General features: G+C 36.7%; 32 protein-coding genes. 27 read left to right on the top strand and 5 right to left on the bottom strand.

The window, feature by feature from the left end:
• Nucleotides 1–57: 57 nt before the first annotated feature.
• From splB to ABH960_RS11990, 3 genes are all read left to right on the top strand, one after another.
• Nucleotides 58–1,083 carry a spore photoproduct lyase gene (gene splB / locus ABH960_RS12000; protein WP_002067092.1) on the top strand — a complete coding sequence of 342 codons (1,026 nt, stop codon included), beginning with the start codon at nucleotides 58–60 and terminating at the stop codon, nucleotides 1,081–1,083.
• A gap of 133 nt (nucleotides 1,084–1,216) precedes the next feature.
• Complete coding sequence (gene mntR / locus ABH960_RS11995; RefSeq protein WP_001143080.1) at nucleotides 1,217–1,645, top strand: transcriptional regulator MntR; 429 nt, start codon at nucleotides 1,217–1,219, stop codon at nucleotides 1,643–1,645.
• Between the two features lie 53 nt (nucleotides 1,646–1,698).
• Nucleotides 1,699–2,346, top strand: a complete 648-nt coding sequence (locus ABH960_RS11990; RefSeq protein WP_050000317.1) for an HAD family hydrolase — start codon at nucleotides 1,699–1,701, stop codon at nucleotides 2,344–2,346.
• Between the two features lie 78 nt (nucleotides 2,347–2,424).
• Here the strand turns inward: ABH960_RS11990 and ABH960_RS11985 are convergent, their stop codons facing one another.
• The gene (locus ABH960_RS11985; RefSeq protein WP_002015046.1) at nucleotides 2,425–2,826 is read right to left on the bottom strand and encodes an SA1362 family protein; all 402 of its coding nucleotides are present in this window, start codon (nucleotides 2,824–2,826) and stop codon (nucleotides 2,425–2,427) included.
• A gap of 79 nt (nucleotides 2,827–2,905) precedes the next feature.
• Nucleotides 2,906–3,826 carry a DUF1385 domain-containing protein gene (locus tag ABH960_RS11980; RefSeq protein ID WP_002015047.1) on the bottom strand — a complete coding sequence of 307 codons (921 nt, stop codon included), beginning with the start codon at nucleotides 3,824–3,826 and terminating at the stop codon, nucleotides 2,906–2,908.
• A 244-nt stretch (nucleotides 3,827–4,070) separates the two neighbouring features.
• Between ABH960_RS11980 and ABH960_RS11975 the strand changes: the two genes are divergently transcribed.
• From ABH960_RS11975 to efp, 4 genes are read left to right on the top strand one after another with little or no spacing between them, the layout of a single operon-like run.
• Complete coding sequence (locus tag ABH960_RS11975; RefSeq protein WP_002015048.1) at nucleotides 4,071–4,556, top strand: YqhR family membrane protein; 486 nt, start codon at nucleotides 4,071–4,073, stop codon at nucleotides 4,554–4,556.
• Between the two features lie 55 nt (nucleotides 4,557–4,611).
• The gene (gene aroQ / locus ABH960_RS11970; protein WP_002015049.1) at nucleotides 4,612–5,052 is read left to right on the top strand and encodes a type II 3-dehydroquinate dehydratase; all 441 of its coding nucleotides are present in this window, start codon (nucleotides 4,612–4,614) and stop codon (nucleotides 5,050–5,052) included.
• A 4-nt stretch (nucleotides 5,053–5,056) separates the two neighbouring features.
• Nucleotides 5,057–6,118: a Xaa-Pro dipeptidase gene (pepQ, locus tag ABH960_RS11965; protein WP_002015050.1), complete on the top strand. Its 1,062-nt coding sequence runs from the start codon at nucleotides 5,057–5,059 to the stop codon at nucleotides 6,116–6,118.
• A gap of 21 nt (nucleotides 6,119–6,139) precedes the next feature.
• On the top strand, nucleotides 6,140–6,697 hold the full coding sequence (gene efp, locus ABH960_RS11960; protein ID WP_002129052.1) for an elongation factor P: 558 nt from the start codon (nucleotides 6,140–6,142) through the stop codon (nucleotides 6,695–6,697).
• Nucleotides 6,698–6,732: 35 nt separating this feature from the next.
• Here efp and ABH960_RS11955 read toward each other — a convergent pair whose 3' ends face one another.
• Both ABH960_RS11955 and ABH960_RS11950 read right to left on the bottom strand, forming a co-directional pair.
• Nucleotides 6,733–7,053: a hypothetical protein gene (locus ABH960_RS11955; RefSeq protein WP_404445330.1), complete on the bottom strand. Its 321-nt coding sequence runs from the start codon at nucleotides 7,051–7,053 to the stop codon at nucleotides 6,733–6,735.
• Nucleotides 7,034–7,615, bottom strand: coding sequence for a GNAT family N-acetyltransferase (locus tag ABH960_RS11950; protein WP_404445327.1), 582 nt, complete (start codon nucleotides 7,613–7,615; stop codon nucleotides 7,034–7,036). The genes ABH960_RS11955 and ABH960_RS11950 overlap by 20 nt, the downstream gene beginning before the upstream one ends.
• 178 nt (nucleotides 7,616–7,793) lie before the next feature.
• Here ABH960_RS11950 and ABH960_RS11945 point away from each other — a divergent pair, with 178 nt between their 5' ends.
• The 9 genes from ABH960_RS11945 to ABH960_RS11905 are packed head-to-tail and all read left to right on the top strand — an operon-like array spanning nucleotide 7,794 to nucleotide 13,315.
• Entirely contained in the window at nucleotides 7,794–8,075 is a 282-nt protein-coding gene (locus ABH960_RS11945; RefSeq protein ID WP_000816054.1) for a YqhV family protein, read from the top strand.
• Between the two features lie 27 nt (nucleotides 8,076–8,102).
• Nucleotides 8,103–9,029 carry a stage III sporulation protein AA gene (gene spoIIIAA, locus ABH960_RS11940; RefSeq protein ID WP_404445323.1) on the top strand — a complete coding sequence of 309 codons (927 nt, stop codon included), beginning with the start codon at nucleotides 8,103–8,105 and terminating at the stop codon, nucleotides 9,027–9,029.
• Complete coding sequence (gene spoIIIAB / locus ABH960_RS11935) at nucleotides 9,023–9,538, top strand: stage III sporulation protein SpoIIIAB (RefSeq protein WP_002088574.1); 516 nt, start codon at nucleotides 9,023–9,025, stop codon at nucleotides 9,536–9,538. Before spoIIIAA ends, spoIIIAB begins: the two co-directional genes overlap by 7 nt.
• A 14-nt stretch (nucleotides 9,539–9,552) precedes the next feature.
• A complete protein-coding gene (gene spoIIIAC / locus ABH960_RS11930; RefSeq protein WP_000020914.1) occupies nucleotides 9,553–9,756 on the top strand; it encodes a stage III sporulation protein AC in 204 nt (67 codons plus the stop codon).
• A 23-nt stretch (nucleotides 9,757–9,779) separates the two neighbouring features.
• On the top strand, nucleotides 9,780–10,163 hold the full coding sequence (spoIIIAD, locus tag ABH960_RS11925) for a stage III sporulation protein AD (RefSeq protein WP_078172833.1): 384 nt from the start codon (nucleotides 9,780–9,782) through the stop codon (nucleotides 10,161–10,163).
• 10 nt (nucleotides 10,164–10,173) lie between these two features.
• Nucleotides 10,174–11,346: a stage III sporulation protein AE gene (gene spoIIIAE / locus ABH960_RS11920; protein ID WP_002067101.1), complete on the top strand. Its 1,173-nt coding sequence runs from the start codon at nucleotides 10,174–10,176 to the stop codon at nucleotides 11,344–11,346.
• 12 nt (nucleotides 11,347–11,358) lie between these two features.
• Entirely contained in the window at nucleotides 11,359–11,991 is a 633-nt protein-coding gene (gene spoIIIAF / locus ABH960_RS11915; protein WP_404445316.1) for a stage III sporulation protein AF, read from the top strand.
• On the top strand, nucleotides 11,981–12,643 hold the full coding sequence (spoIIIAG, locus tag ABH960_RS11910; protein ID WP_404445313.1) for a stage III sporulation protein AG: 663 nt from the start codon (nucleotides 11,981–11,983) through the stop codon (nucleotides 12,641–12,643). The genes spoIIIAF and spoIIIAG overlap by 11 nt, the downstream gene beginning before the upstream one ends.
• 15 nt (nucleotides 12,644–12,658) lie before the next feature.
• Nucleotides 12,659–13,315 (top strand): SpoIIIAH-like family protein, encoded by a 657-nt coding sequence (locus tag ABH960_RS11905; protein ID WP_002067104.1) that lies wholly within the window; start codon nucleotides 12,659–12,661, stop codon nucleotides 13,313–13,315.
• 58 nt (nucleotides 13,316–13,373) lie between these two features.
• Here ABH960_RS11905 and ABH960_RS11900 read toward each other — a convergent pair whose 3' ends face one another.
• Nucleotides 13,374–13,571, bottom strand: a complete 198-nt coding sequence (locus ABH960_RS11900) for a hypothetical protein (RefSeq protein ID WP_012261697.1) — start codon at nucleotides 13,569–13,571, stop codon at nucleotides 13,374–13,376.
• Between the two features lie 471 nt (nucleotides 13,572–14,042).
• Here ABH960_RS11900 and accB point away from each other — a divergent pair, with 471 nt between their 5' ends.
• The 11 genes from accB to argR all read left to right on the top strand — a co-directional run bounded on the left by accB (nucleotide 14,043) and on the right by argR (nucleotide 24,074).
• Nucleotides 14,043–14,531: an acetyl-CoA carboxylase biotin carboxyl carrier protein gene (gene accB / locus ABH960_RS11895; protein WP_404445309.1), complete on the top strand. Its 489-nt coding sequence runs from the start codon at nucleotides 14,043–14,045 to the stop codon at nucleotides 14,529–14,531.
• A gap of 16 nt (nucleotides 14,532–14,547) precedes the next feature.
• A complete protein-coding gene (gene accC, locus ABH960_RS11890; RefSeq protein ID WP_002015065.1) occupies nucleotides 14,548–15,900 on the top strand; it encodes an acetyl-CoA carboxylase biotin carboxylase subunit in 1,353 nt (450 codons plus the stop codon).
• 22 nt (nucleotides 15,901–15,922) lie between these two features.
• Nucleotides 15,923–16,315: an Asp23/Gls24 family envelope stress response protein gene (locus tag ABH960_RS11885; RefSeq protein ID WP_000807630.1), complete on the top strand. Its 393-nt coding sequence runs from the start codon at nucleotides 15,923–15,925 to the stop codon at nucleotides 16,313–16,315.
• Nucleotides 16,316–16,663: 348 nt separating this feature from the next.
• Nucleotides 16,664–17,056: a N utilization substance protein NusB gene (gene nusB / locus ABH960_RS11880; RefSeq protein WP_113935553.1), complete on the top strand. Its 393-nt coding sequence runs from the start codon at nucleotides 16,664–16,666 to the stop codon at nucleotides 17,054–17,056.
• 23 nt (nucleotides 17,057–17,079) lie between these two features.
• Entirely contained in the window at nucleotides 17,080–17,940 is an 861-nt protein-coding gene (gene folD / locus ABH960_RS11875) for a bifunctional methylenetetrahydrofolate dehydrogenase/methenyltetrahydrofolate cyclohydrolase FolD (protein ID WP_113935552.1), read from the top strand.
• Between the two features lie 26 nt (nucleotides 17,941–17,966).
• The gene (gene xseA / locus ABH960_RS11870; protein ID WP_002015068.1) at nucleotides 17,967–19,325 is read left to right on the top strand and encodes an exodeoxyribonuclease VII large subunit; all 1,359 of its coding nucleotides are present in this window, start codon (nucleotides 17,967–17,969) and stop codon (nucleotides 19,323–19,325) included.
• Nucleotides 19,315–19,545, top strand: a complete 231-nt coding sequence (gene xseB / locus ABH960_RS11865; RefSeq protein WP_000428422.1) for an exodeoxyribonuclease VII small subunit — start codon at nucleotides 19,315–19,317, stop codon at nucleotides 19,543–19,545. Before xseA ends, xseB begins: the two co-directional genes overlap by 11 nt.
• Nucleotides 19,545–20,438, top strand: a complete 894-nt coding sequence (ispA, locus tag ABH960_RS11860) for a (2E,6E)-farnesyl diphosphate synthase (RefSeq protein ID WP_002015072.1) — start codon at nucleotides 19,545–19,547, stop codon at nucleotides 20,436–20,438. The genes xseB and ispA overlap by 1 nt, the downstream gene beginning before the upstream one ends.
• A 308-nt stretch (nucleotides 20,439–20,746) precedes the next feature.
• Complete coding sequence (gene dxs, locus ABH960_RS11855; RefSeq protein ID WP_002129043.1) at nucleotides 20,747–22,639, top strand: 1-deoxy-D-xylulose-5-phosphate synthase; 1,893 nt, start codon at nucleotides 20,747–20,749, stop codon at nucleotides 22,637–22,639.
• A gap of 3 nt (nucleotides 22,640–22,642) precedes the next feature.
• Entirely contained in the window at nucleotides 22,643–23,482 is an 840-nt protein-coding gene (locus ABH960_RS11850; RefSeq protein ID WP_002015074.1) for a TlyA family RNA methyltransferase, read from the top strand.
• Between the two features lie 142 nt (nucleotides 23,483–23,624).
• The gene (argR, locus tag ABH960_RS11845) at nucleotides 23,625–24,074 is read left to right on the top strand and encodes an arginine repressor ArgR (RefSeq protein ID WP_002015076.1); all 450 of its coding nucleotides are present in this window, start codon (nucleotides 23,625–23,627) and stop codon (nucleotides 24,072–24,074) included.
• Nucleotides 24,075–24,342: the final 268 nt, after the last annotated feature.

Below are 24,342 nucleotides of genomic sequence, written 5' to 3'. Positions count from 1 at the left end.
ACTTTAATCTGTGTTAATTTTCATGTGCTTCCCATACTAACGAGAGGAGGGAAGCACATGAAACCATTTATGCCAAAACTCGTTTACTTTGAACCGAGGGCACTCGAATATCCGCTTGGAAAAGAGCTTTATGAGAAGTTTACGAAGATGGGATTAGAAATTCGTGAAACGACATCACATAATCAAATTAGAAATTTTCCAGGGGAAAATGAATTGCAAAAGTATCGTAATGCAAAAGCAACACTTGTCGTTGGGGTGAGGAAGACGTTAAAGTTCGATACATCAAAACCTTCAGCTGAATATGCAATCCCGCTTGCAACAGGATGTATGGGGCATTGTCATTATTGTTATTTGCAAACGACACTTGGGAGCAAACCTTACGTAAGGGTGTATGTGAATCTAGATGAAATATTTGAGAAGGCAAAGCAATATATGGATGAAAGGGCCCCTGAAATAACAAGATTTGAAGCGGCGTGTACATCAGACATCGTTGGAATTGATCATTTGACACATGCATTAAAGCGGGCGATAGAGTTTATCGGAGAAAGTGAACATGGACGTTTACGTTTCGTTACGAAATATTCGCATGTTGATCATTTATTAGATGCAAAGCATAATGGGAAAACGCGTTTTCGATTTAGTATTAATTCACGTTATGTGATTAAAAATTTTGAACCAGGGACATCGCCATTTGAAGAGCGAATTGAGGCTGCTCGTAAAGTAGCGGGGGCTAATTATCCTCTTGGCTTTATTGTTGCGCCAATTTATATGCATGAAGGGTGGGAAGAAGGGTACCGTGAATTGTTTGAACGATTGTACAATGAGTTAAAAGACATGACGATACCAAATTTAACGTTCGAATTAATTCAACATCGTTTTACGAAACCAGCCAAAAAAGTCATTCAAGAACGTTATCCGAATACGAAACTTGAAATGGATGAAGAGAAGCGGAAATATAAATGGGGACGATACGGTATTGGGAAATATGTATATCAAAAGGATGATGCAGAAGTATTGGAAGAAACAATACGAGGTTATATATATGAGTATTTTCCCGATGCAGAAATTCAATATTTTACATAAGGGAAATCTGGATTCTTTTTTTGTTTTATGTATTTAGGCTCGTTTCCACCTTGTCACGTTATTCTTTCTGGTGTATCATTTTATTGATTGCTTCGTACGGAATAAGCAAAATGAAATTGGATGGAGGAAACCGATGCCTACCCCTAGTATGGAAGATTATATTGAACAAATTTATTTGTTGATTGATGAAAAGGGTTATGCCCGTGTATCTGATATTGCTGAAGCGCTTAGTGTACATCCATCCTCTGTAACAAAAATGGTACAAAAATTAGACAAAGACGAATATCTAATTTATGAAAAATATAGAGGGCTTGTATTAACATCAAAAGGTAAAAAAATCGGAGAACGTCTCGTATATCGTCATGAATTGTTAGAACAGTTTATGCGCATTATCGGTGTGGATGAAAGCAAAATTTATAATGATGTAGAAGGAATTGAACATCATTTAAGTTGGGAATCAATTGACCGTATCGGTGATTTAGTACAATACTTTGAACAAGATGAAGTTCGAGTAGAAACACTTCGTGGTGTTCAAAAAGCAAATGAAGAGAAAAGTAATTAAGGGGAACGTGTGGCGTTTCCTTTTTTATTTCAATCGAAAAGGACGGGAGAATCATGAAAGCGATTATTTTTGATTTTGATGGATTAATTGTGGACACAGAAACAATATGGTTTCACTCTTTCAGAGATGCTGTTCGTGAATACGGCAGCGAGTTACCTTTAGAGGAATTTGCGAAATGTATTGGAACGACAGATGAAGTGCTTTATGCATATTTAAAAGAGCAATTAAAAGAAAAGTTTAATGAGCATACATTAAAGGAAAAAGTAACAACTTTACATAAAGAAAAAATGAAAATACCGAAAGCACGTGACGGGGTAAAAGAATATTTAGAAGAAGCGAAAGAACTTGGATTGAAAATCGCATTAGCCTCTAGTTCATCTAGGGAGTGGGTCGTTCGTTTTTTAGAAGAGCTACAAATTAGAGATTATTTTGAAGTGATTAAAACGCGAGAAGATGTAGAGAAGGTAAAACCAGATCCAGCTCTTTATAAAGTTGCGATAGAAGAATTAGGAATTGAACCATCAGAAGCTGTTGTATTTGAAGATTCATTAAATGGATTGAAAGCAGCGGTGGCAGCAGGATTAAAATGTGTCGTCGTACCTAATGATGTGACAAGAAATTTACAATTTGAAAACCATCACCTTCGTATCGAAAGTATGAAAGATAAAAGTTTGAAAGAAGTACTTCAACATATAAAGTGAAACTTTAATCAGTCGGGGCTTTTCTCATCCCCACTGATTATTTGCCCATACTAATTGAGATAAAAAAGACCGTATTTCCTAAAAGGAAGCACGGTCTTTCTTTTTGTTTTTTTTACCTTCAATGACAGTTAAATGAGATTGTTTTCTTTTTCTTTTCAACGATGGAGAATTACCCTTTTTCCCCTTGTCATCAGAAGCATTTCGTTTCAAGAAAGAATTACTTAGGGGTGCTACATTTTGTTTCCCGTGTTTGCGGTTCGATTGTTTCGCTGCACGCTTATATGAGCTTTGCGAATTTGCAGAACCACTAGAGTTTGTAAACATTTTGTAGAGTAAGTAAAAGATACCGACGACAGCTAACATGATACCAATGTTTTTCAATACTTCCATTGGATTTGTAATAACAGATGAAACAAGGCCGAATATTGCTAATCCGATAATAAGCACAAATATAGCGAATGTAAACGAACGACCGTTCATAAGGGACACCTCCTAAAAACATATATTAAAATTAGTATATTAACGATGAGGAAAGGAGTTGAACACCATTTTTAAATAATTATTGTTTGTTTTCTAAACGTAATAATTCTTCAAACGATGCGATTGCAACTTCCGCTTGATCATCTGTTGGTTCTTTCGTTGTTAATAGTTGCAGCCATAATCCTGGATATCCAAGTACTCGCAAAACAGGGACATCTCGTAATCGATTGGTAAATTGTAATACTTCAAAAGAAATGCCGAGAACAACTGGAATTAATAAAATTCTGTTTACTACCCTTGCCCAAAGTGGATCTGTAGGAACTAGGAAATAAACAAACATTCCAATAATGACTGTAAATATTATAAAGCTACTGCCACAGCGATAATGGAGGCGAGTTTGCTTTTGAACATTTTCTACAGTCAGTGGAAGGTTATTCTCGTAAGCATTGATTACTTTATGTTCCGCACCGTGGTACTGAAATACCCGCTTAATAAGTGGGGTTAAAGAAATGAAGTATATATAGCTCAATAATAGCATGAGCTTAATGACACTTTCGACAATGATTTGCCCTGTATGAGATGGGAAAATCGGTCTCGTTAATTCAGCTAAAAGTGCAGGAACTGCTGTGAAAATTACTTTACCGAATATGAACGATAAAACGCCAACTGCTGCAACTCCTAATACCATCGTTAATTTTGATTGTTCTTCTTTTTTATTTGCAAGTTGTTCATCTTCTTCTGGGTGGACATCAAATCGTTCTGAAGCAAAGTTTAAATGTTTCGCTCCATTCGCACTTGCATCCACAATAGCGGCAATACCTCGTAAAAATGGAATTTTCTTTAGTAGAGATAATGCTTTATTACGAACGCGTGGTAAACGATAAAATTCAATCGATTTATCTTTACGACGAACCGCTGTAACAGTATATTCTCTACCGCCAAACATAACTCCTTCTATGACTGCCTGCCCGCCATATATTTGTTTTGACTCTTCTGCCATGTTAACACCAACCTGTATTTGTTTCTCTCTTATGTAGAAAAAGAGGCAATTGTCATACTTGGTTTTGTCATCTTGAAATAAGACAATCACCGAGTTTCCTTTATTTTATCGACAAATACAGGCAGATGACAAGGGAAAATGTTACGAGAGTCGGACATTTCTTATTCTTTTTATAGACAAATTTTGCAGGATTTAAACATGCCTCAAAATAGTTTCGGGCATACTAGTGAGCGGAGGTGTCAATGTGAATCAAGAACAATCAACAATAAGAAACTTTGTACAAATTGGTTTATTTGGTGGCTTATTTTGGGGAGGTATATGGTATTTCCTTCATATATTCTCATTTACAGAAGCTGGACCTAACTATTTACTTTTACCGTTTGCATTTGGAGATTGGAAAGAAGGGGTTTGGGGAAATGTACTAGGTATCGTTTGTATGGGACTTCTTTCAATTTTAGTGGCATTTCTCTATAAAGCCCTTTTTAAAAAGTTTGAAGGAGTATTCCCTGGCGTACTATACGGTTTGTTTTGGTGGGCATTATTATTTTTGGGGATGGGGCTAATGGCACCTGTTATTAAAAGTGCACTCCATTTACCGAAAGAAACAATTGTAACGACAATATGTATCTTTATATTATATGGTGTTTTTATTTCGTATTCTGTAGCATTCGAATCGAATAATACAAATAGAGGAGAAGGGGTCGAGAAGACAAACTATTCAAATAAGTGATTCCTATGTTAAAATGTCGTATAGACATTTTTTAATATTAAGGAGTTTTAAGAAAATGAAAAAGTTACTCCTCGTAAATGGTCCTAACCTAAATCGCCTTGGCGTTAGGGAAGTAAATGTATACGGAAAAGGAACGTTAGCGACGCTTGAAACAGATATGAAACACGAAGCAGAGAAAATGGGAGTGGAGTTAGAATGTTTCCAATCGAATCATGAAGGTGCTATTATCGATCGTCTTCATGAGGCTGAAGATATATATGAAGGGATCATTTTAAATCCTGGAGCATTTACGCATTATAGCTATGCGATTCGAGATGCAATTGCGAGCATTTCGATTCCTGTTATTGAAGTACATATTTCTAACATTCACCAGCGTGAATCGTTCCGTCACGAATCTGTGACGGCGGCTGTTTGTGCGGGACAAATTGTTGGATTTGGTTTTTATGGCTATAAGTTAGCGTTATTTGCATTAATGGAGAAATTGAGGGAGGCATAAAGTAATGGAAAAGATCGAGAGATTAAGAAGTGCGTTTGATGAGGCTGGTATTGATGGTATCGTATTAACGAATGAACATAGCCGTAGATATATGGCGAATTTCACAGGAACAGCTGGTGTTGTACTAATTTCAAAAGAGCGTGCTCTATTTATTACAGATTTCCGTTATGTAGAGCAAGCTAGTAAGCAAGCGGTTGGATACGAAATAGTGCAGCATGCAGGATTAATTCTTGATGAAGTTGCGAAACAAGTTAAAGAACTTGGAATTCAAAAGCTAGGATTTGAGCAAGATACTCTTACATATAGCTCTTACGTAACGCATAATGAAGCGATCGAAGCTGAATTCATCCCAACTTCTGGGCTTGTAGAAAAGTTACGCTTGATAAAGACTGATTCAGAGATTAAGATATTAAAGGAAGCTGCACAGATTGCAGATGCTGCCTTTGAGCATATTCTATCATTCATTCGCCCGGGAGTATCTGAAATTGAAGTGTCAAATGAACTTGAATTTTTCATGAGAAAACAAGGAGCAACATCTTCTTCGTTTGATATTATCGTTGCTTCAGGTCTTCGTTCGGCATTACCGCACGGCGTGGCATCTGAAAAAGTGATAGAAAAAGGAGATTTCGTTACATTAGACTTCGGCGCTTATTACAAAGGATATTGCTCTGATATTACTCGTACGATTGCAGTCGGTGAACCATCTGATAAATTAAAAGAAATTTATAATATTGTTTTAGAAGCACAACTACGTGGTGTGAACGGTATTAAAGCTGGTTTAACGGGTCGTGAGGCTGATGCATTAACGCGTGATTACATAACGGAAAAAGGATATGGTGAATACTTCGGACACTCTACTGGTCATGGAATCGGTCTTGAAATCCATGAAGCACCAGGTTTAGCGTTCCGTTCTGATACAGTACTTGAACCAGGTATGGCTGTAACAGTAGAACCAGGTATTTATATTCCAGGTGTTGGCGGGGTACGTATTGAAGATGATATCATTGTAACAAGTGAAGGTAATGAAGTAATAACGAAATCACCAAAAGAACTTATTATTTTGTAATACACAGGAGGATTTTTTTACATGATTTCAGTAAACGATTTTCGTACAGGTTTAACAATTTCAGTGGACAATGCCCTTTGGCAAGTAATGGATTTCCAACACGTAAAGCCAGGTAAAGGTGCTGCATTCGTTCGCTCTAAACTACGTAACCTTCGCACAGGATCTGTTCAAGAGAAAACATTCCGTGCAGGTGAAAAAGTAGAAAAAGCACACATCGAAAACCGTCGTATGCAATACTTATACGCGAGCGGTGAGTCTCACGTATTTATGGATAACGAAACTTATGAGCAAATCGAACTTGGTGAAAACCAAATCGAGCGCGAATTAAAATTCTTAAAAGAAAACATGGGAGTATCTATTATGACATACCAAGATGAAATACTTGGTGTTGAACTTCCGAACACAGTTGAATTAAAAGTTGCAGAAACAGAGCCTGGTATTAAAGGTGACACAGCTTCTAACGTAACAAAACCAGCTAAATTAGAAACTGGTCTTGTTGTACAAGTACCAATCTTCATTAACGAAGGCGAAATGCTTATCATCAACACTGGTGAAGGTAAATACGTTTCTCGTGCATAGTAGAAAAGCACTCGTGATTATCACGAGTGCTTTTTTTATAGGAAATAGGGCAGATAGTAAATTGCAGTTATAGCAAAACTAACTGTGACGAGTGAAAGGGTACCCATAATATATGGAGTCAAAACAATTTGAAACGGGCGTATTTCACCAGTTTCAATACCGGTAAAAGTTTTATTCGTTGCATGATCCATATTGTTATTTCTAAAGGTACTCATAATAATTAACCACGTAATTGCAAATATTGCTAGACTGCCAAGGAAAAAGCTCTCCATAAATGACCAGCCGACCATTTTTGAAAAAAGATAAATAATAGCTAATTTTACTACAATTGTTAAACTAATTTTCAATCCTTTCATATTTTCCCCCCTCATTTTGTACTTCCAACCAATTTGAAAATTTTTCGCATGATACAACATGCAGTACGCAAGGTGATTTTACTTCTTTCTCCAAAGCAGCGTGTATGTCTGGAAATTGTTTTTCCACATGTAATGAAATGTAAGGTAGTTTCTCTTGTGCTTTTAAAGAGCGAATGTTATTCGTTTTAGCACCGGCAAATACGTATGTAAGTTGCAAGTCTAAAAAAGCGATTTTAAAGATCTCTTTTTTAGCAGATTCGTTATATCCTCTTCCCCAATATTGATAGCCGAGCCAACTTCCAATATGTGAGTGCTTTTGCTCGTAATTAATATGTTTAAGTGTCGTGAGGCCAATTATTTCATTTTCCTCACTTACAATCACTCTTGATAAGGAGTGCTTTTTTCGTTCCTCTTCAATTGCAAAAAGAATGAATGTTTTTGTATCTTCCACTGATTCTACTTTTAGCCCTAATGCATTTTTTACATGTGGATTGCTTGATAGCTCAAAAAGCACATTTGCATATCGTAAATCGAGTGGTAATAAAGTAACTTGCTTCATCATCTATGCTCCTTTTCTATTAAATATACCATAAAATAATTAGAATATTCAGTTTTACATTAAGTCGATAGAGAAAAATTATGTTTTTACTTCTGAAATAGACAACCTCTGCATATGGTTGTACAAATATATTCTTTTTCAGAAGAAGGAAGTAGTAACTGTTATGGGAGAAGGTGGGAGAATGAAACAGTGGCTAGCGGCAATGGAAACATCCGTGCTTGTTATGGGGTTACTTCGGTTGTTTTCAGGAAGCGCGGAAATATTCGCCGCTTTGCTTATGCTTTACGTGAATGATGCGAAGAAAGCATTGTTTATAAATGGTATGTTGGCGTTTGTTGGACCGACCGTATTAATTTTAACAATGACAATTGGCATAGCGAGTGTAGCAAGTGAGATTTCTTTCTTGAAACTCTTTTTTCTAGCACTTGGAATTGGCTGCATTTTTATCGCGTTGTTGAAATAGTAAGTCGAGTATAGTGGGGAGAAGCTTATGAAAGAAGTATTAGAAGTTTTACCGAAAACGATGAAACAGTTAGTTGAAGGTTGTAAGCAATACGATACTCTAGAGGAAATTCGCGTTCGAATTGGAAGGCCACTAGAGTGTATCGCACATGGAGAAGTGTTTTTCTATGACTATATCGCTACAGCGGAAGATGCAATCCATTTATTGAATAAATTAAGTCAATTCTCAATTTATACGATGGAAGAGGAATTGAAACGTGGATATGTGACACTACGAGGAGGACATAGAATTGGCCTAGCAGGAAAAGTCATTACAGAAAAAAGTGCAGTGAAAATGATTCGGGATGTCTCTTCTTTTAATATTCGTATTGCCCGTCAAAAAATAGGGATTGCTGAGCCGCTTCTGCCATATCTTTATGAATCGCGATGGTTAAACACGATGGTAATTGGGCCACCGCAAACGGGGAAAACAACACTTTTAAGAGATGTAGCACGCTGTATGAGTCAAGGTGTAAGTGCTTCGAAAATCCCTTCATGTAAAGTGGGAATTGTTGATGAACGATCAGAAATTGCGGGCTGTGTGAAAGGAATCCCGCAATATGACTTTGGCACGCGAGTAGATGTATTAGACGCTTGTCCAAAAGCTGAAGGAATGATGATGATGATCCGTTCTATGAGCCCAGACATATTAATCGTAGATGAAATTGGACGTAAAGAAGATAGTGAAGCAATTATGGAGGCGGTGCATGCCGGCGTTCAGCTTTTTATAAGTGCACATGGATTTTCTTATGATGATGTTGTGAAACGTCCATCGTTACAGGCGGTGCTGGAACTTGGTGTATTTGATCGGTTTGTGGAATTGTCAAAAGCGAGAGGGCCAGGAACGGTTATGCAAGTGAAAGATAAATATGGAAAATCAGTATTACCTCATAGAAAGGCTCAAGGCGTATGGTGAAAATATTTGGTGCGGTATTAATAGTTGCTGTTAGCACTTTTTTCGGATTTTCATACGCTAAAAGGTACAGTGAGAGACCGCGGCAACTTAGGTTATTGAAGGCAGCATTGCAATCATTAGAAGCTGAAATTATGTATGGACACACGCCGTTATCTGAGGCTGCAGAGCGTTTAGTCAAACAAATGCCGAAGCCGTTAAATTGGATATTTCAAAGCTTTTCGAAACGGCTAGAGGACGGGGAGCAAACAGTTAGAGAAGCTTGGATTGATAGTTTGAAGGAGAACTGGACGTTAACGGCGTTTAAACAAACCGAGTATGAAATCTTACAACAATTTGGTGAAACACTTGGACAACATGATCGTGAATCACAGCAAAAACATATTCGCTTATGTATTACACATTTGGAGAGAGAAGAAGGAGAAGCGAAAGCATTACAACTACAATATGAAAAAATGATAAAGAGTTTAGGGGTACTAGCAGGGCTACTTATCGTAATTTTACTGCTATAGGGGGGAGAAAGGCGATGTCCATTGATGTTGGATTAATATTTCAAATCGCCGGAATCGGCATTGTTTTAGCTTTCATTCATACTGTACTAAAAGAATTAAAGCGAGAGGATATTGCAAATTGGGTTATCCTTGTCGGTTTTGTCGTTATTTTGTTTCATGTTGCATTTTTAATTAATACTCTATTCGACAAGATTAAAAGTGTCTTTCTCTTCCAGTAAAGGAGGCGGTTCGAATCGAAATTATACAAATTGTCGGATTAGGCCTCGTTGCTACATTTTTAGCTGCTGTTTTAAATCAGCATAAGTCTAGTATTACATCGTTATTTATTGTGTTCATTGGTAGCATGATGTTTCTTCTCTTAATCGATCAAATTCATTCTATTTTACAAATGATTGAGAGAGTGGCGAGTGAAGCGAAGGTTAGCAACGTATATGTAGAAACGTTATTGAAAATTATAGGGATTGCTTATATCGCTGAGTTTGGTGCGCAAATTACAAAGGATGCTGGTCAAGGTGCAATCGCTTCGAAAATTGAATTAGCTGGGAAAATCTTAATTCTCGTCATGGCAATTCCTATTTTGACGGTTGTAATTGAAACAATTCTCGGTTTTTTACCTACGGGATAAGGGGGAGTGAATGTTGAGGAAGTTTGGAGCTAAGCTATTATTTGCTTGCTTCCTTTTCTTTTCTTTACCGATTGTTGTACAAGCTTCTCCTATAGAAACAAACGTCGTTGATCAACAATTGGATAAGCTCGGAATTGAAGATGTGAAGCAATTTTGGGACGGGCTTGTTACAAAGTATGGAGGCTATTTACCAGAGAGTCAAAAAGGAAGCTTTATGGAGTTTGTAAAGGGAGAAAAAGAGTTCTCCATAAAAGAGTGGATGATAGGTCTACTAAAATATTTATTTCATGAGCTTGTTGCAAATGGAAAGTTACTTGGAACGCTCATTATGCTCACGATTTTCAGTGCATTGTTGCAATCGTTACAATCTGCTTTTTCAAAGAGTAGCGTGAGTAAAATCGCTGATGCAGTCGTATACATGGTACTTATTATTTTCGCTTTAAATAGTTTTTATGTCGTTATGACATATGCAAGAGAGACGATACAAACAATGGTAGATTTTATACTAGCGTTATTACCAATTTTACTTGCACTCGTAGCAACAGGCGGCGGTGTTGTTTCTGTATCATTTTTTCATCCAATCATCATTTTCTTAATGAATACGAGTGGGCTTCTTATGAACTATATCGTTCTACCACTTTTATTACTTGCAACTATATTAAGTATTGTAAGCACGATGAGTGATCAATATAAAGTTACGAAATTGTCCAAGCTTTTGCAAAACGTTAGTGTTGGGATTATTGGTATCTTTTTGACGGTTTTTTTAGGCGTATTATCTGTACAGGGAACGGCTTCAGCCGTTGCTGATGGTATAGCTGTGAAAACGGCTAAATTTGTAACAGGAAACTTCATTCCTGTAGTAGGAAGGATGTTTACTGAGGCGGCGGATACTGTTATTAGTGCATCTGGATTATTAAAAAACACAGTAGGAATTATCGGGCTCGTTATTTTATGCTTAATTGTCGCTTTCCCAGCGATTCAAATTTTTTGTATCGCGTTTATTTATAAATTCGCAGCAGCAGTATTGCAACCAGTAGGCGGAGGAGCAATTATTCAATGTTTAGATATCATTGGACGAAGTATCATTTACGTATTTGCTTGCTTAGCTATCGTATCATTTATGTTCTTTTTAAGTATCACAATTATTATTGCTGCCGGGAACATTACTCTCATGATGCGGTAGGAGGTGAAGAGTATGCAATTTGTTACAGAGTGGATTAGAAATATTATCGTTTTTTTACTCTTAGCGACAATGCTTCATCTTATTCTTCCAAATTCAAATTTGCAAAAGTACGTTAAATTCGTTGTAAGTCTATTGTTAGTCGTATTAATTTTAACGCCTCTATTTAAGTTGTTACAAACAGATGTAAATGAAGTTATCGCAAATTTCAATGAAGAAAAGTACGTAGCAGATGGATCTGTAAAAAATTCGATAGATTCGAAGAAAAAAGAAATACAAGCTCTAACACGTGCATATAGTTTAGAAGAGATGGCTACCAAAATGAAAAAAGACGTAGGAAAAGAGTTTGAGAAAAAGTATGGTATGACAGTCTCTGAAATACAAATAGTCGCAGTGGAACATGCAGAAGAAGTAAAGTCAGCGAAAGATATTCAATCTGTTGTTGTGATGTTGAAAGAAAAAGAACGTAGTAAAAATGATGCAATCGAAACAGTAAAGCCCATTGAAATTAATATGAAAGAACCTCCAAAAAAAATAGAAGAAACGAATGTAGAAATGAAAGATTTCTTTTCAAGCAGGTGGCAACTAGAGGATAAACAAATCCAAGTTCAGATGGAAGGGAGGACAGGTAGCGTAAATGGACAATAAAGATAAAAATTCGAGGTTCTCATTTTTTCGAAACCTATTAAATGGGGATGGAAAAGAAAGTAATGAGAAGGGGAAAAAGGTAACACCTAAGTTTTTGCTTGTCCTACTCATACTTGGGATTGCGCTTATGTTTTCTAGTAATTTCTTATCACCTAAAAAAGAAGAAGTGCCTGTGTTTAAAGAAAAGACAAGTCAAAGCCAAGATAAAGATGTACCAACTTTCGGTCAAAAAAACAATGATAATATGTCAAATGTAGAAAAATACGAAAAAGCGTATGAACAAGAATTGAAAACTTCTTTAGAAGAGATAGCCGGAGTAAAAGATGTAACTATTAAAGTGAACTTAGATTCATCTGAAGAAAAAATACTCGAGAAAAATACAGTAAAACGTTCACAAACGACAGGTGAAACTGATAAAGCAGGCGGGAAAAGGGAAGTAGAAGACGAGTCTCTTGATGAAAAGACAGTCATTATACGTGAAGGTGATAAAGAAACTCCAATTGTTTTGCGAACAGAGAAACCGAAAGTACGAGGTGTTCTGGTCGTAGCAAAGGGAGTGGATAATATACAAATAAAAGCAATGGTAAAAGAAGCTGTGACGCGATTATTAGATGTACCAGCTCATCGCGTTTCAGTATCACCGAAAAATTGATAGGGAGGAAATAAAGTGTTAAAAAAACAAACGGTTTGGCTATTAACGATGTTAAGTTTAGTGGTTGTACTATCTGTTTATTACGTAACAACTCCTGATAAAATGAATACAGCAGCACCGGCAACGGGTGAAAAGATGGGACAAGAAAAGCAAGGTGTTGATAAAGCAGTTACAAAAGAAACAACGAAAGAAACTACAAATAAAGAGACAACAAAAGAAAATACAAGCAAGGAAACTACAAATAAAGAAACAGACAAAAAAGAGAATGACAAAAAAGAAACAAGTAAAAAAGAGGCTAGCGTAACAGTTCAATCAAGCGATGAGAATTTTACAGCGCTACGTATGCAAATGGAAGATCAGCGTAGTGTAGAGAAAGAAAAGTTACAAAATGTAATGAAGTCATCAAAATCTTCAGCAGAAGAAAAGAGTAAAGCGAAAGATAATCTTGATGCCATCACTACGATGGAAACGAAGCAACAATTACTTGAGACAGTGATTAAATCTCAAGGTGGATATAAAGATGCTCTTGTAAGAGCTGATGGAACGGACATTAAAGTAACAGTTAAATCGGCAAAGCATTCACAAAAAGAAGCGAATAAAATTATTCAGCTTGTAAGAAGTGAAGGTGGTCCAAAAGATGTAGGTGTGAAATTTGATCCATCAGTAAAATAAATTGAAATTATAATAGGTGTTGCTGCTTCAAATTAGATAAAAGAATAATAGAAAAAAGCTATCGTTTTCGATAGCTTTTTTCTATTTCATCTTTGCAGTTGTATTTAGTATTTTCAATTGGAAACGGGGAAATACGCTGTGAGTAAAAGATTAATGGTTCGTGATGATGGTGATTAGTTTTTCCAGATTTGACGTGAATGAAGAGGACCAATGTCCAAATCACTACGGCAGGCAAGAACAGGATGAGCCATATCATATGTCCGCACCTCACTACAATAAATTTGCTACACTTTGAACATACTATTCTTTTATGAAGGAAGAATGAACGGCGCGTAAACAAAAAAATAATATTTGGTAAAAATATGTTTTTTTACCGTAGATAAAATGAAGAATTCTGAGGGAATTACGTTTTTACACTTTGCAGTTTTGAAAAAGTAAAGAATGTTTTTTAGGAAGTGGTCTTGCCAATTTTGTGTGAAACTTGGTATTATTACTAGGTAATAATTTTTTGGTGGAATAATATTTTTACAGGAGTTTCGATTTATAATAAAGAAATATAAATTGGAATGTTTAAAAAATTTAGCGTAAGATGGGAATAGTAAATATTTCTATTAGTAAATGTCATAGGAATAAATTTTCTAATAGAATACATCGTATTTTTACAGTAAATCAGTTTGATGCCAATCTGTAAAAACGGGACAAACAAGAGTATGGGAGTGGATTTTACATGTTTAAAATTCAAGAAGTTCGTGAATTAATTAAATTAATTGATAGCTCTAATATTGATGAATTTGAATACAAAAAAGACGGTACAGCAATCAAAATGAAAAAACGTGGTAATGAAGTTGTTGCTGTGCAAGCACCGGTAACGAAACAGGTAGTACAACCAGCAGCATCTGTTGAAGTAGAAACAACAGTAGCGGCAGCGCAAGTAGAAGCGCCAAAACAAGAAGAGAAGACAGCTGTTCAAAATGAAAACCTACATAAAATCACATCACCGATGGTAGGGACATTTTATTCCTCTTCTTCGCCTGATACACCTCAATATGTAAGTGTTGGGGACAGAGTATCGAAAGATTCTATCGTATGTATTGTTGAGGCTATGAAATTATTTAACGAAATTGACGCAGATGTAGAGGGCGAAATTGTTGAAATTCTTGTTAATAATGGACAGCTTGTTGAGTATGGACAACCGCTATTTCTTGTAAAAGCGTAATAAGGGAGTCTTTGTGATGATAAAAAAAGTATTAATAGCCAATCGTGGGGAAATTGCTGTACGAATTATTCGTGCTTGTAAAGAAATGGATATTGAAACAGTTGCAATTTATTCAGAAGCAGACAAAGAGTCACTTCATGTGCAAATTGCAGATGAAGCGTATTGTGTTGGACCAACGATTTCAAAAGAAAGCTATTTAAATTTGACGAACATTATTAGTGTTGCGAAATTAACAGGTTGTGATGCAATTCATCCGGGATATGGATTTTTAGCAGAGAATGCAGATTTTGCAGAATTATGCCGTGAGTGTAACTTGATTTTTATCGGTCCAAGCCCAGAAGCCATTTCAAAGATGGGCACAAAAGACGTTGCACGTGATACAATGAAAGAAGCAGGGGTTCCGATTGTACCAGGTTCACAAGGGATTATTAAAAATACCGAAGAAGCGATCGAGCTTGCTAATCAACTTGGATATCCAGTTATCATTAAAGCGACTGCAGGTGGCGGCGGAAAAGGTATTCGTGTTGCGCGCCATGAAGAAGAGCTTGTAAAAGGAATTCAAATTACACAGCAAGAAGCCAGTACCGCTTTTGGGAACCCTGGTGTATACTTGGAGAAGTACGTTGAAGATTTCCGCCATGTTGAGATTCAAATAATGGCAGATACACATGGAAATGCCATTCATTTAGGAGAGCGTGATTGTACAATTCAGCGCCGTCTGCAAAAACTATTAGAAGAAAGTCCATCACCTGCACTTGATGAGAATATTCGCAAGCAAATGGGTGAGGCAGCAGTTAAAGCGGCGGTAGCGGTTGATTATACAGGTGCTGGTACGGTTGAGTTTATTTATGAATATAAAACGAAAAGCTTTTATTTCATGGAGATGAATACGAGAATCCAAGTTGAACATCCAGTTACTGAAATGGTAACAGGGATGGATTTAATTAAAGAACAAATTCTTGTTGCTTCTGGAGAAAAGTTATCGTTACAGCAAGAAGAAGTACAATTTAATGGTTGGGCAATGGAATGTCGAATTAATGCGGAAAACCCTGCCAAAAAATTTATGCCATCTCCAGGTAAAGTAGAAATGTACTTACCACCAGGCGGATTTGGTATTCGCGTCGATTCAGCTGTATATCCGGGATATTCAATACCACCTTTCTATGATTCGATGGTTGCTAAATTAATTGTTCACGGAAAAACACGTGAAGAGGCAATTGCAAAAATGAAGCGAGCGCTCAGTGAGTTTGTCATTGAAGGCGTACATACAACAATCCCGTTCCATTTGCAATTGCTAGAGCATCCTGATTTTGTAAAAGGTGAGTTTAACACGAAATTTTTGGAAGAGCATGAACTTGTGACGCAGTGATACATTAAAGGAGGTTTTTTTCATGGCTGAACATATGTTAGATATGGGTCAAGATACAACTCTTGGAAAAGTAGAAATTGCACCAGAAGTAATCGAAGTAATTGCAGGTATTGCAGCTGCTGAAGTAGAAGGTGTAGCGGCAATGCGTGGTAATTTTGCTACAGATGTTGTTGAGAAGTTAGGTAAGAAAAATCATGGTAAAGGTGTAAAGGTTGAATTAGCAAACGAAGATATTATTGTTGACCTTTATGTTGTGATGTATTTTGGTGTAGCAATTCCGGTTGTTGCACAAAAAATTCAAGACAATATTCGCCAAGCACTCTTTACAATGACAGGACTTGAGCCAAAAGAAGTGAACGTTCACATCGTTGGCGTAACATTCGAAACACAAAAAACAGAAATCGAACCAGTGTAAGAGTGGAAAAAGGTGCCTAGTAAAATAGGCATCTTTTTTATCGTTTCATTTCTTCACAAATTAAAACCCTCTAATTATTATACTATTTCAAAAAAAAAGAAAAATAAAACGGTATGTTTCATTTTTCCAAAAAACGTACATTGTGATAAGATATGGAACTTGAAGTTAATCTTTTTATTATTTTTCAGCCTTGTACCCCGTGTGTGAAACGATAAATTGTGTTATTATCATTGTATTATAAGGTTGGAAAATCAATGAAAACTGCAAGAGTAAGTGAATTGACGGCTTATAAATTATAATAATATAACAAAACATAAGGAAAGACTTGAAGTATAAAGGAGAGTTACAATGAAACGTAGGACGGCTAGAGAAAGAGCAATGCAAGCATTATACCAAATGGATATTACAGGTGAATTAGAACCGAAAGTAGCGGTGGAAAATACGCTAGATGAAGGCGAAGAAACAAATGAGTTTCTAGAATCACTTGTTGTAGGATTTGTAGACAACAAAGAAGAGATTGACGCAGCAATTCGTCAAAATTTAAAAAAGTGGAAGCTTGAGCGTATTAGTATTGTTGATCGCAGTATTTTACGTGTAGCTGTGTGTGAGATGAGATACATGGAAGAAATTCCGCACAATGTAACAATTAACGAAGCAATTGAAATCGCAAAAACATTTGGGGATGAGGAATCTCGTCGTTTTATTAACGGCGTTTTATCTAATATAAAAGATACACTGTAATTTCTTTAAGGGGGAAACTTAAAATGGTAGCAGTAATCATCAAAGGAAATGAAGTTGCGGAGAAAAAACGAGCACAATTAAAAGAAAAAGTTGTGAAGTTAAAAGAGCAAGGGATTGTACCAGGATTAGCAGTTATTTTAGTTGGAGAAGATCCAGCATCGCGTTCTTATGTAAAAGGAAAAGAAAAAGGTTGTGAGCACGTAGGAATCTATTCAGAGCTAATTGAACTTCCTGAAACGATTACTGAGGAGCGTTTGCTTGCTGAAATCGATCGCTTAAATGGAGACGACCGCATTAATGGCATATTGGTACAATTACCTTTACCAAAACACATTGAAGAAAAAGCTATCATTGAAAGAATTTCACCGGAAAAGGATGTAGATGGATTTCACCCAATCAGCGTAGGACGTATGATGACGGGACAAGACACATTCCTTCCATGTACACCGCATGGCATTTTAGAATTAGTAAAAGAAACGAATCTTGATATTTCTGGAAAGCATGTTGTTGTAATTGGAAGAAGTAATATTGTTGGTAAACCAGTGGGGCAACTGTTTTTAAATGAAAATGCAACTGTCACATATTGTCATTCTAAGACGCAAAATATAAAAGAATTATCGAAGTTAGCTGATATTTTAATCGTAGCCGTTGGACGACCGAAAATGGTAACAGCTGACTATATTAAAGAGGGTGCGGTTGTAATTGATGTTGGTGTTAACCGTTTAGAAACAGGCAAACTTTGTGGTGATGTTGATTTTGACAATGTATTAGACGTTGCAGGTTACATTACGCCTGTGCCAAAAGGAGTCGGCCCAATGACTATTACAATGCTTCTTCACAACACTGTGGAGTCTGCAAAGCGTGCAGGTGTTGTTTGTCAATAATTTGAATCGGCTATGAGGAGAGAGAAATGGAGAAACAATATTTAACCGTTACAGCGTTAACACGCTATATTAAAACAAAAATAGAGTATGATCCGCATTTACAGTCTGTTTGGTTAAAAGGAGAAATTTCCAACTTTAAATATCATAGTCGTGGTCATATGTATTTTACATTGAAAGATGAAAATGCAAGAATTGCAGCGGTTATGTTTGCGGGTCATAATCGTAACATTAAATTCAGACCGGAAAATGGAATGAAAGTACTTGTAAAAGGAAAGATTTCTGTTTATGAGGCGAGTGGTTCTTATCAAATTTATATTCAAGACATGCAGCCTGACGGAATTGGAAACTTGCATTTAGCTTATGAGCAATTAAAAGTTCGTTTAGAGGAAGAGGGCTTGTTTTCTCAAGTTTATAAAAAAATAATTCCTCCGTATGCTAAAACAATAGGTGTAATCACGTCGCCAACAGGAGCAGCAATTCGCGATATTATAACAACAATTAAACGTCGTTATCCAATTGGAAATGTTATTGTGTTTCCTGTACTTGTACAAGGGGAGTCAGCAGCTCCCTCGATTGTACAAGCAATTCGTACAGCGAATGAAATGGGAGATATTGATGTTTTAATTGTTGGGCGTGGTGGAGGCTCTATTGAAGAATTATGGGCCTTTAATGAGGAAGTAGTTGCAAGAGAAATTTTCACAAGTGAGATTCCGATTATTTCGGCTGTAGGCCATGAAACAGATTTTACAATCGCAGATTTTGTCGCGGATTTACGTGCACCAACACCGACTGCAGCAGCTGAGTTGGCGGTACCTAATACTATAGAGTTACAAGAAAAGGTATTACAAAGAACTCTGAGATTGCAAAGAGCAATGAGAGAGAGAGTACATAAAAAAGAAGAAAAACTGCAAGTGTTACAAAAATCTTATGCGTTCCGTTATCCAAGGCAAGTGTACGAGCAAAAAGAAGAGCAGTTAGACAGGGCTCTTGAACAACTTGTTTTAGCGAAAGAGCGTTATATAGATAAAAAAGTAAATCAATTAAAGCAACTTTCATTTTATTTAGAAAAGCACCACCCATCTCAAAAAATTATACAAACGAAAACGGCAATTGAAACGTTGCAAAAGCAGTTGCAACGTGAAATGCAAACATTACTTCAAACGAAGGAATTCGTATTTGTGAGAGCGGCTCAAAAGCTTGAGGTATTAAGCCCGCTTAAAGTAATGATGAGAGGGTATGGGCTTGTATACGATGAAGAGAAACAAGTATTAAAAAGCGTGAAAGATGTTAGCCTTGGAGATGCTGTTTCGGTTCAATTACAAGATGGAATACTAGATTGTAGTGTATCAAGCATAGAGGAGCGTGAATTGAATAATGGAAAATAAGTTAAGCTTTGAAGAAGCAATTTCGCAGCTTGAGCATCTCGTTTCTAAGCTTGAACAAGGTGATGTACCTTTAGAGGAAGCAATTTCTTATTTTAAGGAAGGCATGGAATTATCTAAGCTTTGTGATGAGAAATTGAAAGATGTACAAGAACAAATGGCAGTTATCCTTGGGGAAGATGGAGAGCTTAAACCGTTTACTGCTTTAGGAGATGAAGCATAGTGACACATATAGCTTTTGATGCTTTTTTGAAAGAGAGTAAAACTTTCGTAGAAGAAAAGCTTGTAAGCTATGCAAATGAATTACAATGTCCAAATGTGCTTCGTGAAGCGATGGCATATTCTTTGGAAGCGGGTGGGAAACGTCTCCGCCCGTTACTTTTATTTGCAACGTTACAAGCGTTTGGGAAAGAAAGAAATCTTGGAGTGGGTGCAGCTTGTGCCCTTGAAATGATTCATACATATTCGTTAATTCATGATGATTTACCTTGTATGGATGATGATGATCTAAGACGAGGAAAGCCTACAAATCATAAAGTATTTGGTGAAGCAATGGCAGTTTTAGCGGGAGATGGTTTGTTGACATATGCTTTTCAAGTTATTATGGCATATGAGCAAAAAGAAATCTCTGCTGAAAAAAAAGTAAGACTTGTACTTGAGCTTGCGAAAGCAGCAGGACCTGAAGGAATGGTTGCTGGACAAGTGGCAGATATGGAAGCTGAAGGAAAACGACTTACAATTAATGAATTAGAGTACATTCATAATCATAAGACAGGTAAACTGCTTGAGTTTGCTGTACTTGCAGGCGCGATACTTTCTGATGCTACAGAAGAGCAAGAAGAGAAGTTACTTGCATTTGCGAAATATATCGGTCTAGCTTTCCAAATTAGAGATGATATTTTGGATGTAGAAGGAACAGAAGAAGAGATTGGAAAACCGATTGGTAGTGATGCTTCCAACGAGAAGAGCACATATACGACGTTATTTACTGTAGATAGAGCAAAATCTATTTTAGAGGAGAAAATTGCAAAAGCAAAAGATTCTATTAGCTCCTTACAATTACAAGATGAATATTTACTATCTATTTGTGATTTAATCGCAAAACGTAATAACTAATATAACAGCGTTTCCATTTGTTGAGTCATTCATCATTTTATGATATAAATGTAGGAAAAGGTTTTTCTTTTCTTGTTATTGGCAAAAATATATGTAGATTACATTGCCGTTATCACTTCGTGTTAGCGGCTATTTTTTTCATCACGTAAAGAAATATGATGTATAATATGATAAGTGAAAAAATGGAAGTGTTTTCTGAAAGCAGGACAAGATAAAAAGAATAGAAAAGATAATTTCTTGTGTTGTGTAAATGTTTCTTATAATATTTGACATGTTGACAGATTATGAAATGAAAGTGAGTGATCCATGTGGATCTAACGCAAATTCAAAACCCTAGTTTTTTGAAAGATATGTCTATCAGTGAACTAGAGGGGTTGAGTGAGGATATTCGTAAGTTTTTAATTGAAGAGCTCTCTCAAACAGGTGGACATATTGCACCTAATTTAGGTGTAGTAGAACTCACAATTGCTCTGCATAAATTATTTGATAGTCCGAAAGATAAGTTTTTATGGGACGTAGGACATCAATCCTATGTACATAAAATTTTAACAGGGCGTGCGAAAGAATTCGGCACATTAAGGCAATACCAAGGTCTATGTGGTTTTCCAAAACGCTGTGAGAGTGAGCATGATGTTTGGGAAACTGGTCATAGTTCAACGTCGTTATCTGCTGCAATGGGAATGGCTCTAGCACGTGATTTAAAGAAAACGGAAGAATACGTTATACCAATCATTGGCGATGGTGCATTAACAGGCGGAATGGCTTTAGAGGCATTGAACCACATTGGGCATGAAAAAACGGACATGATTGTTATTTTGAATGACAATGAAATGTCAATTGCACCAAACGTCGGTGCACTTCATAATGTACTTGGTCGTTTACGTACCGCAGGGAAGTACCATTGGGTAAAAGATGAACTAGAGTATATATTGAAGAAAATCCCAGCAGTCGGCGGGAAAGTTGCTGCGACAGCAGAGAAAATAAAAGATAGTCTAAAATATTTACTAGTATCAGGCGTCTTTTTTGAAGAATTAGGCTTTACATATTTAGGTCCGGTCGATGGGCATGATTATGAAAAGTTATTCGAAACGTTGCAATATGCAAAGAAAACAAAAGGCCCAGTACTTGTTCATGTTATTACGAAAAAAGGAAAAGGTTATAAACCAGCTGAAAGTGACGTTATTGGAACTTGGCATGGAACAGGATCGTATAAAATTGAGTCAGGTGACTTCGTTAAACCGAAAGAAGTTGCACCAGCATGGAGTGCTGTTGTTAGTGAAACAGTGCTTAAGCTAGCGAGAACGGATGAACGTATCGTTGCAATTACGCCTGCAATGCCTGTTGGATCGAAACTTGAGAAATTCCAAAAAGAATTTCCGGATCGCATGATTGATGTAGGTATTGCAGAGCAGCATGCTACAACAATGGCAGCTGGTATGGCAACACAAGGGATGAAGCCGTTCTTAGCAATTTATTCAACATTTTTACAAAGAGCATATGACCAAGTTGTTCATGATATTTGTCGCCAGAATTTAAACGTTTTTATTGGAATAGATCGCTCTGGATTAGTAGGAGCAGACGGTGAAACGCATCAAGGTGTATTTGACATCGCGTTTTTACGTCACTTGCCGAATATGGTGCTTATGATGCCGAAAGATGAAAATGAAGGTCAACATTTAGTATATACAGCGATGCAATACGAAGATGGACCGATTGCTTTACGTTATGCACGCGGAAATGGACTTGGCGTTCAAATGGATGAAGAATTAAAGGCGATTCCAATCGGTACATGGGAAACGTTAAAAGAAGGCACACAAGCAGCAATTTTAACGTTTGGTACGACAATCCCGATGGCAATGGAAGCAGCTGAGCGTCTTGAACAAGCTGGAATATCAGTGAAAGTAGTGAATGCTCGCTTTATTAAGCCGATGGACGAAGCATATTTACATGAGCTTTTAGGGAAAAATATACCGATTTTAACGATTGAAGAGGCTTGTTTAATCGGTGGCTTTGGAACGGGAGTAGTTGAATTTGCTTCTGAGAACGGATACCATAGTGCTTTAATTGAACGAATGGGTATTCCTGATCGCTTCATAGAGCATGGTAGTGTAACAAAACTGTTAGAAGAAATTGGTTTAACAACAGATGCTGTTGTAGACCGTATTCATACAATGATTCCATCAAAACAAAAAAGGGCGTAACAAATGAGCGTAAAAAAAGAAAGAGTAGATGTACTATTAGTAGAGCGAGGGCTTATAGAAACGCGTGAGAAGGCTAAACGTGCTGTTATGGCAGGTCTTGTATATGCGAATGAAATGAGACTCGATAAGCCAGGGGAGAAAATCTCACAAGATACGGAGATTACGGTGAAAGGGCAAGTCATGCCGTATGTAAGCCGTGGTGGTTATAAGCTTGAAAAGGCATTAGAAACATTTCAACTTGATTTACAAGATAAGGTTATGATAGATATTGGTTCATCAACTGGTGGTTTTACAGACTGTGCGCTTCAAAATGGGGCGAAGTTATCCTACGCATTAGATGTAGGATATAATCAACTTGCGTGGAAATTGCGTCAAGATGAGCGTGTTGTTGTGATGGAACGAACGAACTTCCGTTACGTGACACCGGCAGATTTAGAGCGTGGTTTACCGCAGTTTGCAAGTATTGATGTTTCATTTATATCATTAAGGCTTATATTGCCGGTTTTAAAAACAATGCTTATGCCAAATGGTGATGTAGCTGCATTGATTAAACCTCAGTTTGAAGCTGGACGAGAACAAGTCGGGAAAAAAGGCATTGTTCGTGATAGAAAAGTACATGAAGCTGTCGTGGAAATGATTGTCGATTTTGCTCTTAAGGAAGGCTATAATATCGAAGGTTTAACATTCTCACCAATTACAGGCGGGGATGGAAATATTGAATTTTTAATTCATCTAAAGTGGCACGGTGAGCGTGAGAATGGCGAAAATCATTCTCCGGTTTCTATTGAGCAAGTTGTTACAGAAGCACATGATGTTCTAAAACAAAAAGGGAAAGGGGAATAACATATGTTGTTCCTCTTTTTGTTGTAATCGTATAATGATTGTAAAAACAATTGTGTACAAGTAATGGATTATACGGTAACATAAATAAATGAAGTATACCAATGTTTAAACTATGGTAAGAGATAGTGTGAGGTGCAAATGTATGAATAAAGGTCAGCGCCATATTAAAATCAGGGAAATTATTGCTAACAAAGAAATTGAAACACAAGATGAACTAGTTGATATTTTACGTAATGTGGGGTTTAATGTAACGCAAGCAACAGTATCGCGCGATATTAAAGAACTGCACTTAGTGAAGGTGCCATTACATGATGGCCGCTATAAATATAGCTTGCCAGCAGATCAACGATTTAATCCGTTGCAAAAATTAAAACGAAATCTAGTGGATTCATTTGTAAAATTAGACACGGCAGGACATATGCTTGTGCTAAAAACATTGCCTGGTAACGCTCATTCACTTGGGGCACTCATTGATCATTTAGAGTGGGATGAGATTGTCGGAACCATTTGTGGTGATGATACTTGCTTAATTATTTGCCGTACACCTGAAGATACAGGTGTTGTCTCTGATCGTTTCTTAAATATGCTTTAACAGAAAAATCTTGTTTACTTTCCTCTGTAAAGTGGAAAGTAAACAAGATATTTTTATTGGCGAAAAATACGGATTTTCAAATACAATACATTATTTTTTTTGAATGAAGTTAGAAAATAGGTGGATTGACCCGTAAAACGAATGTTTGGTACAATGGAGCGGGTTAGAAGAGTAATTTATACATACAAACATATAGTATAACTATTTGAATGAAGAATACTGAGAAAAGCCCTTAATAGGGGATTAGTTTATAACGAGGTGAATGGGG

Source organism: Bacillus sp. RC252 (assembly GCF_044909215.1).
Lineage (GTDB): Bacteria > Bacillota > Bacilli > Bacillales > Bacillaceae_G > Bacillus_A > Bacillus_A mycoides.
Note: the sequence above shows the minus strand (reverse complement) of the source record. Positions and strands in the feature narration are given on the sequence as shown.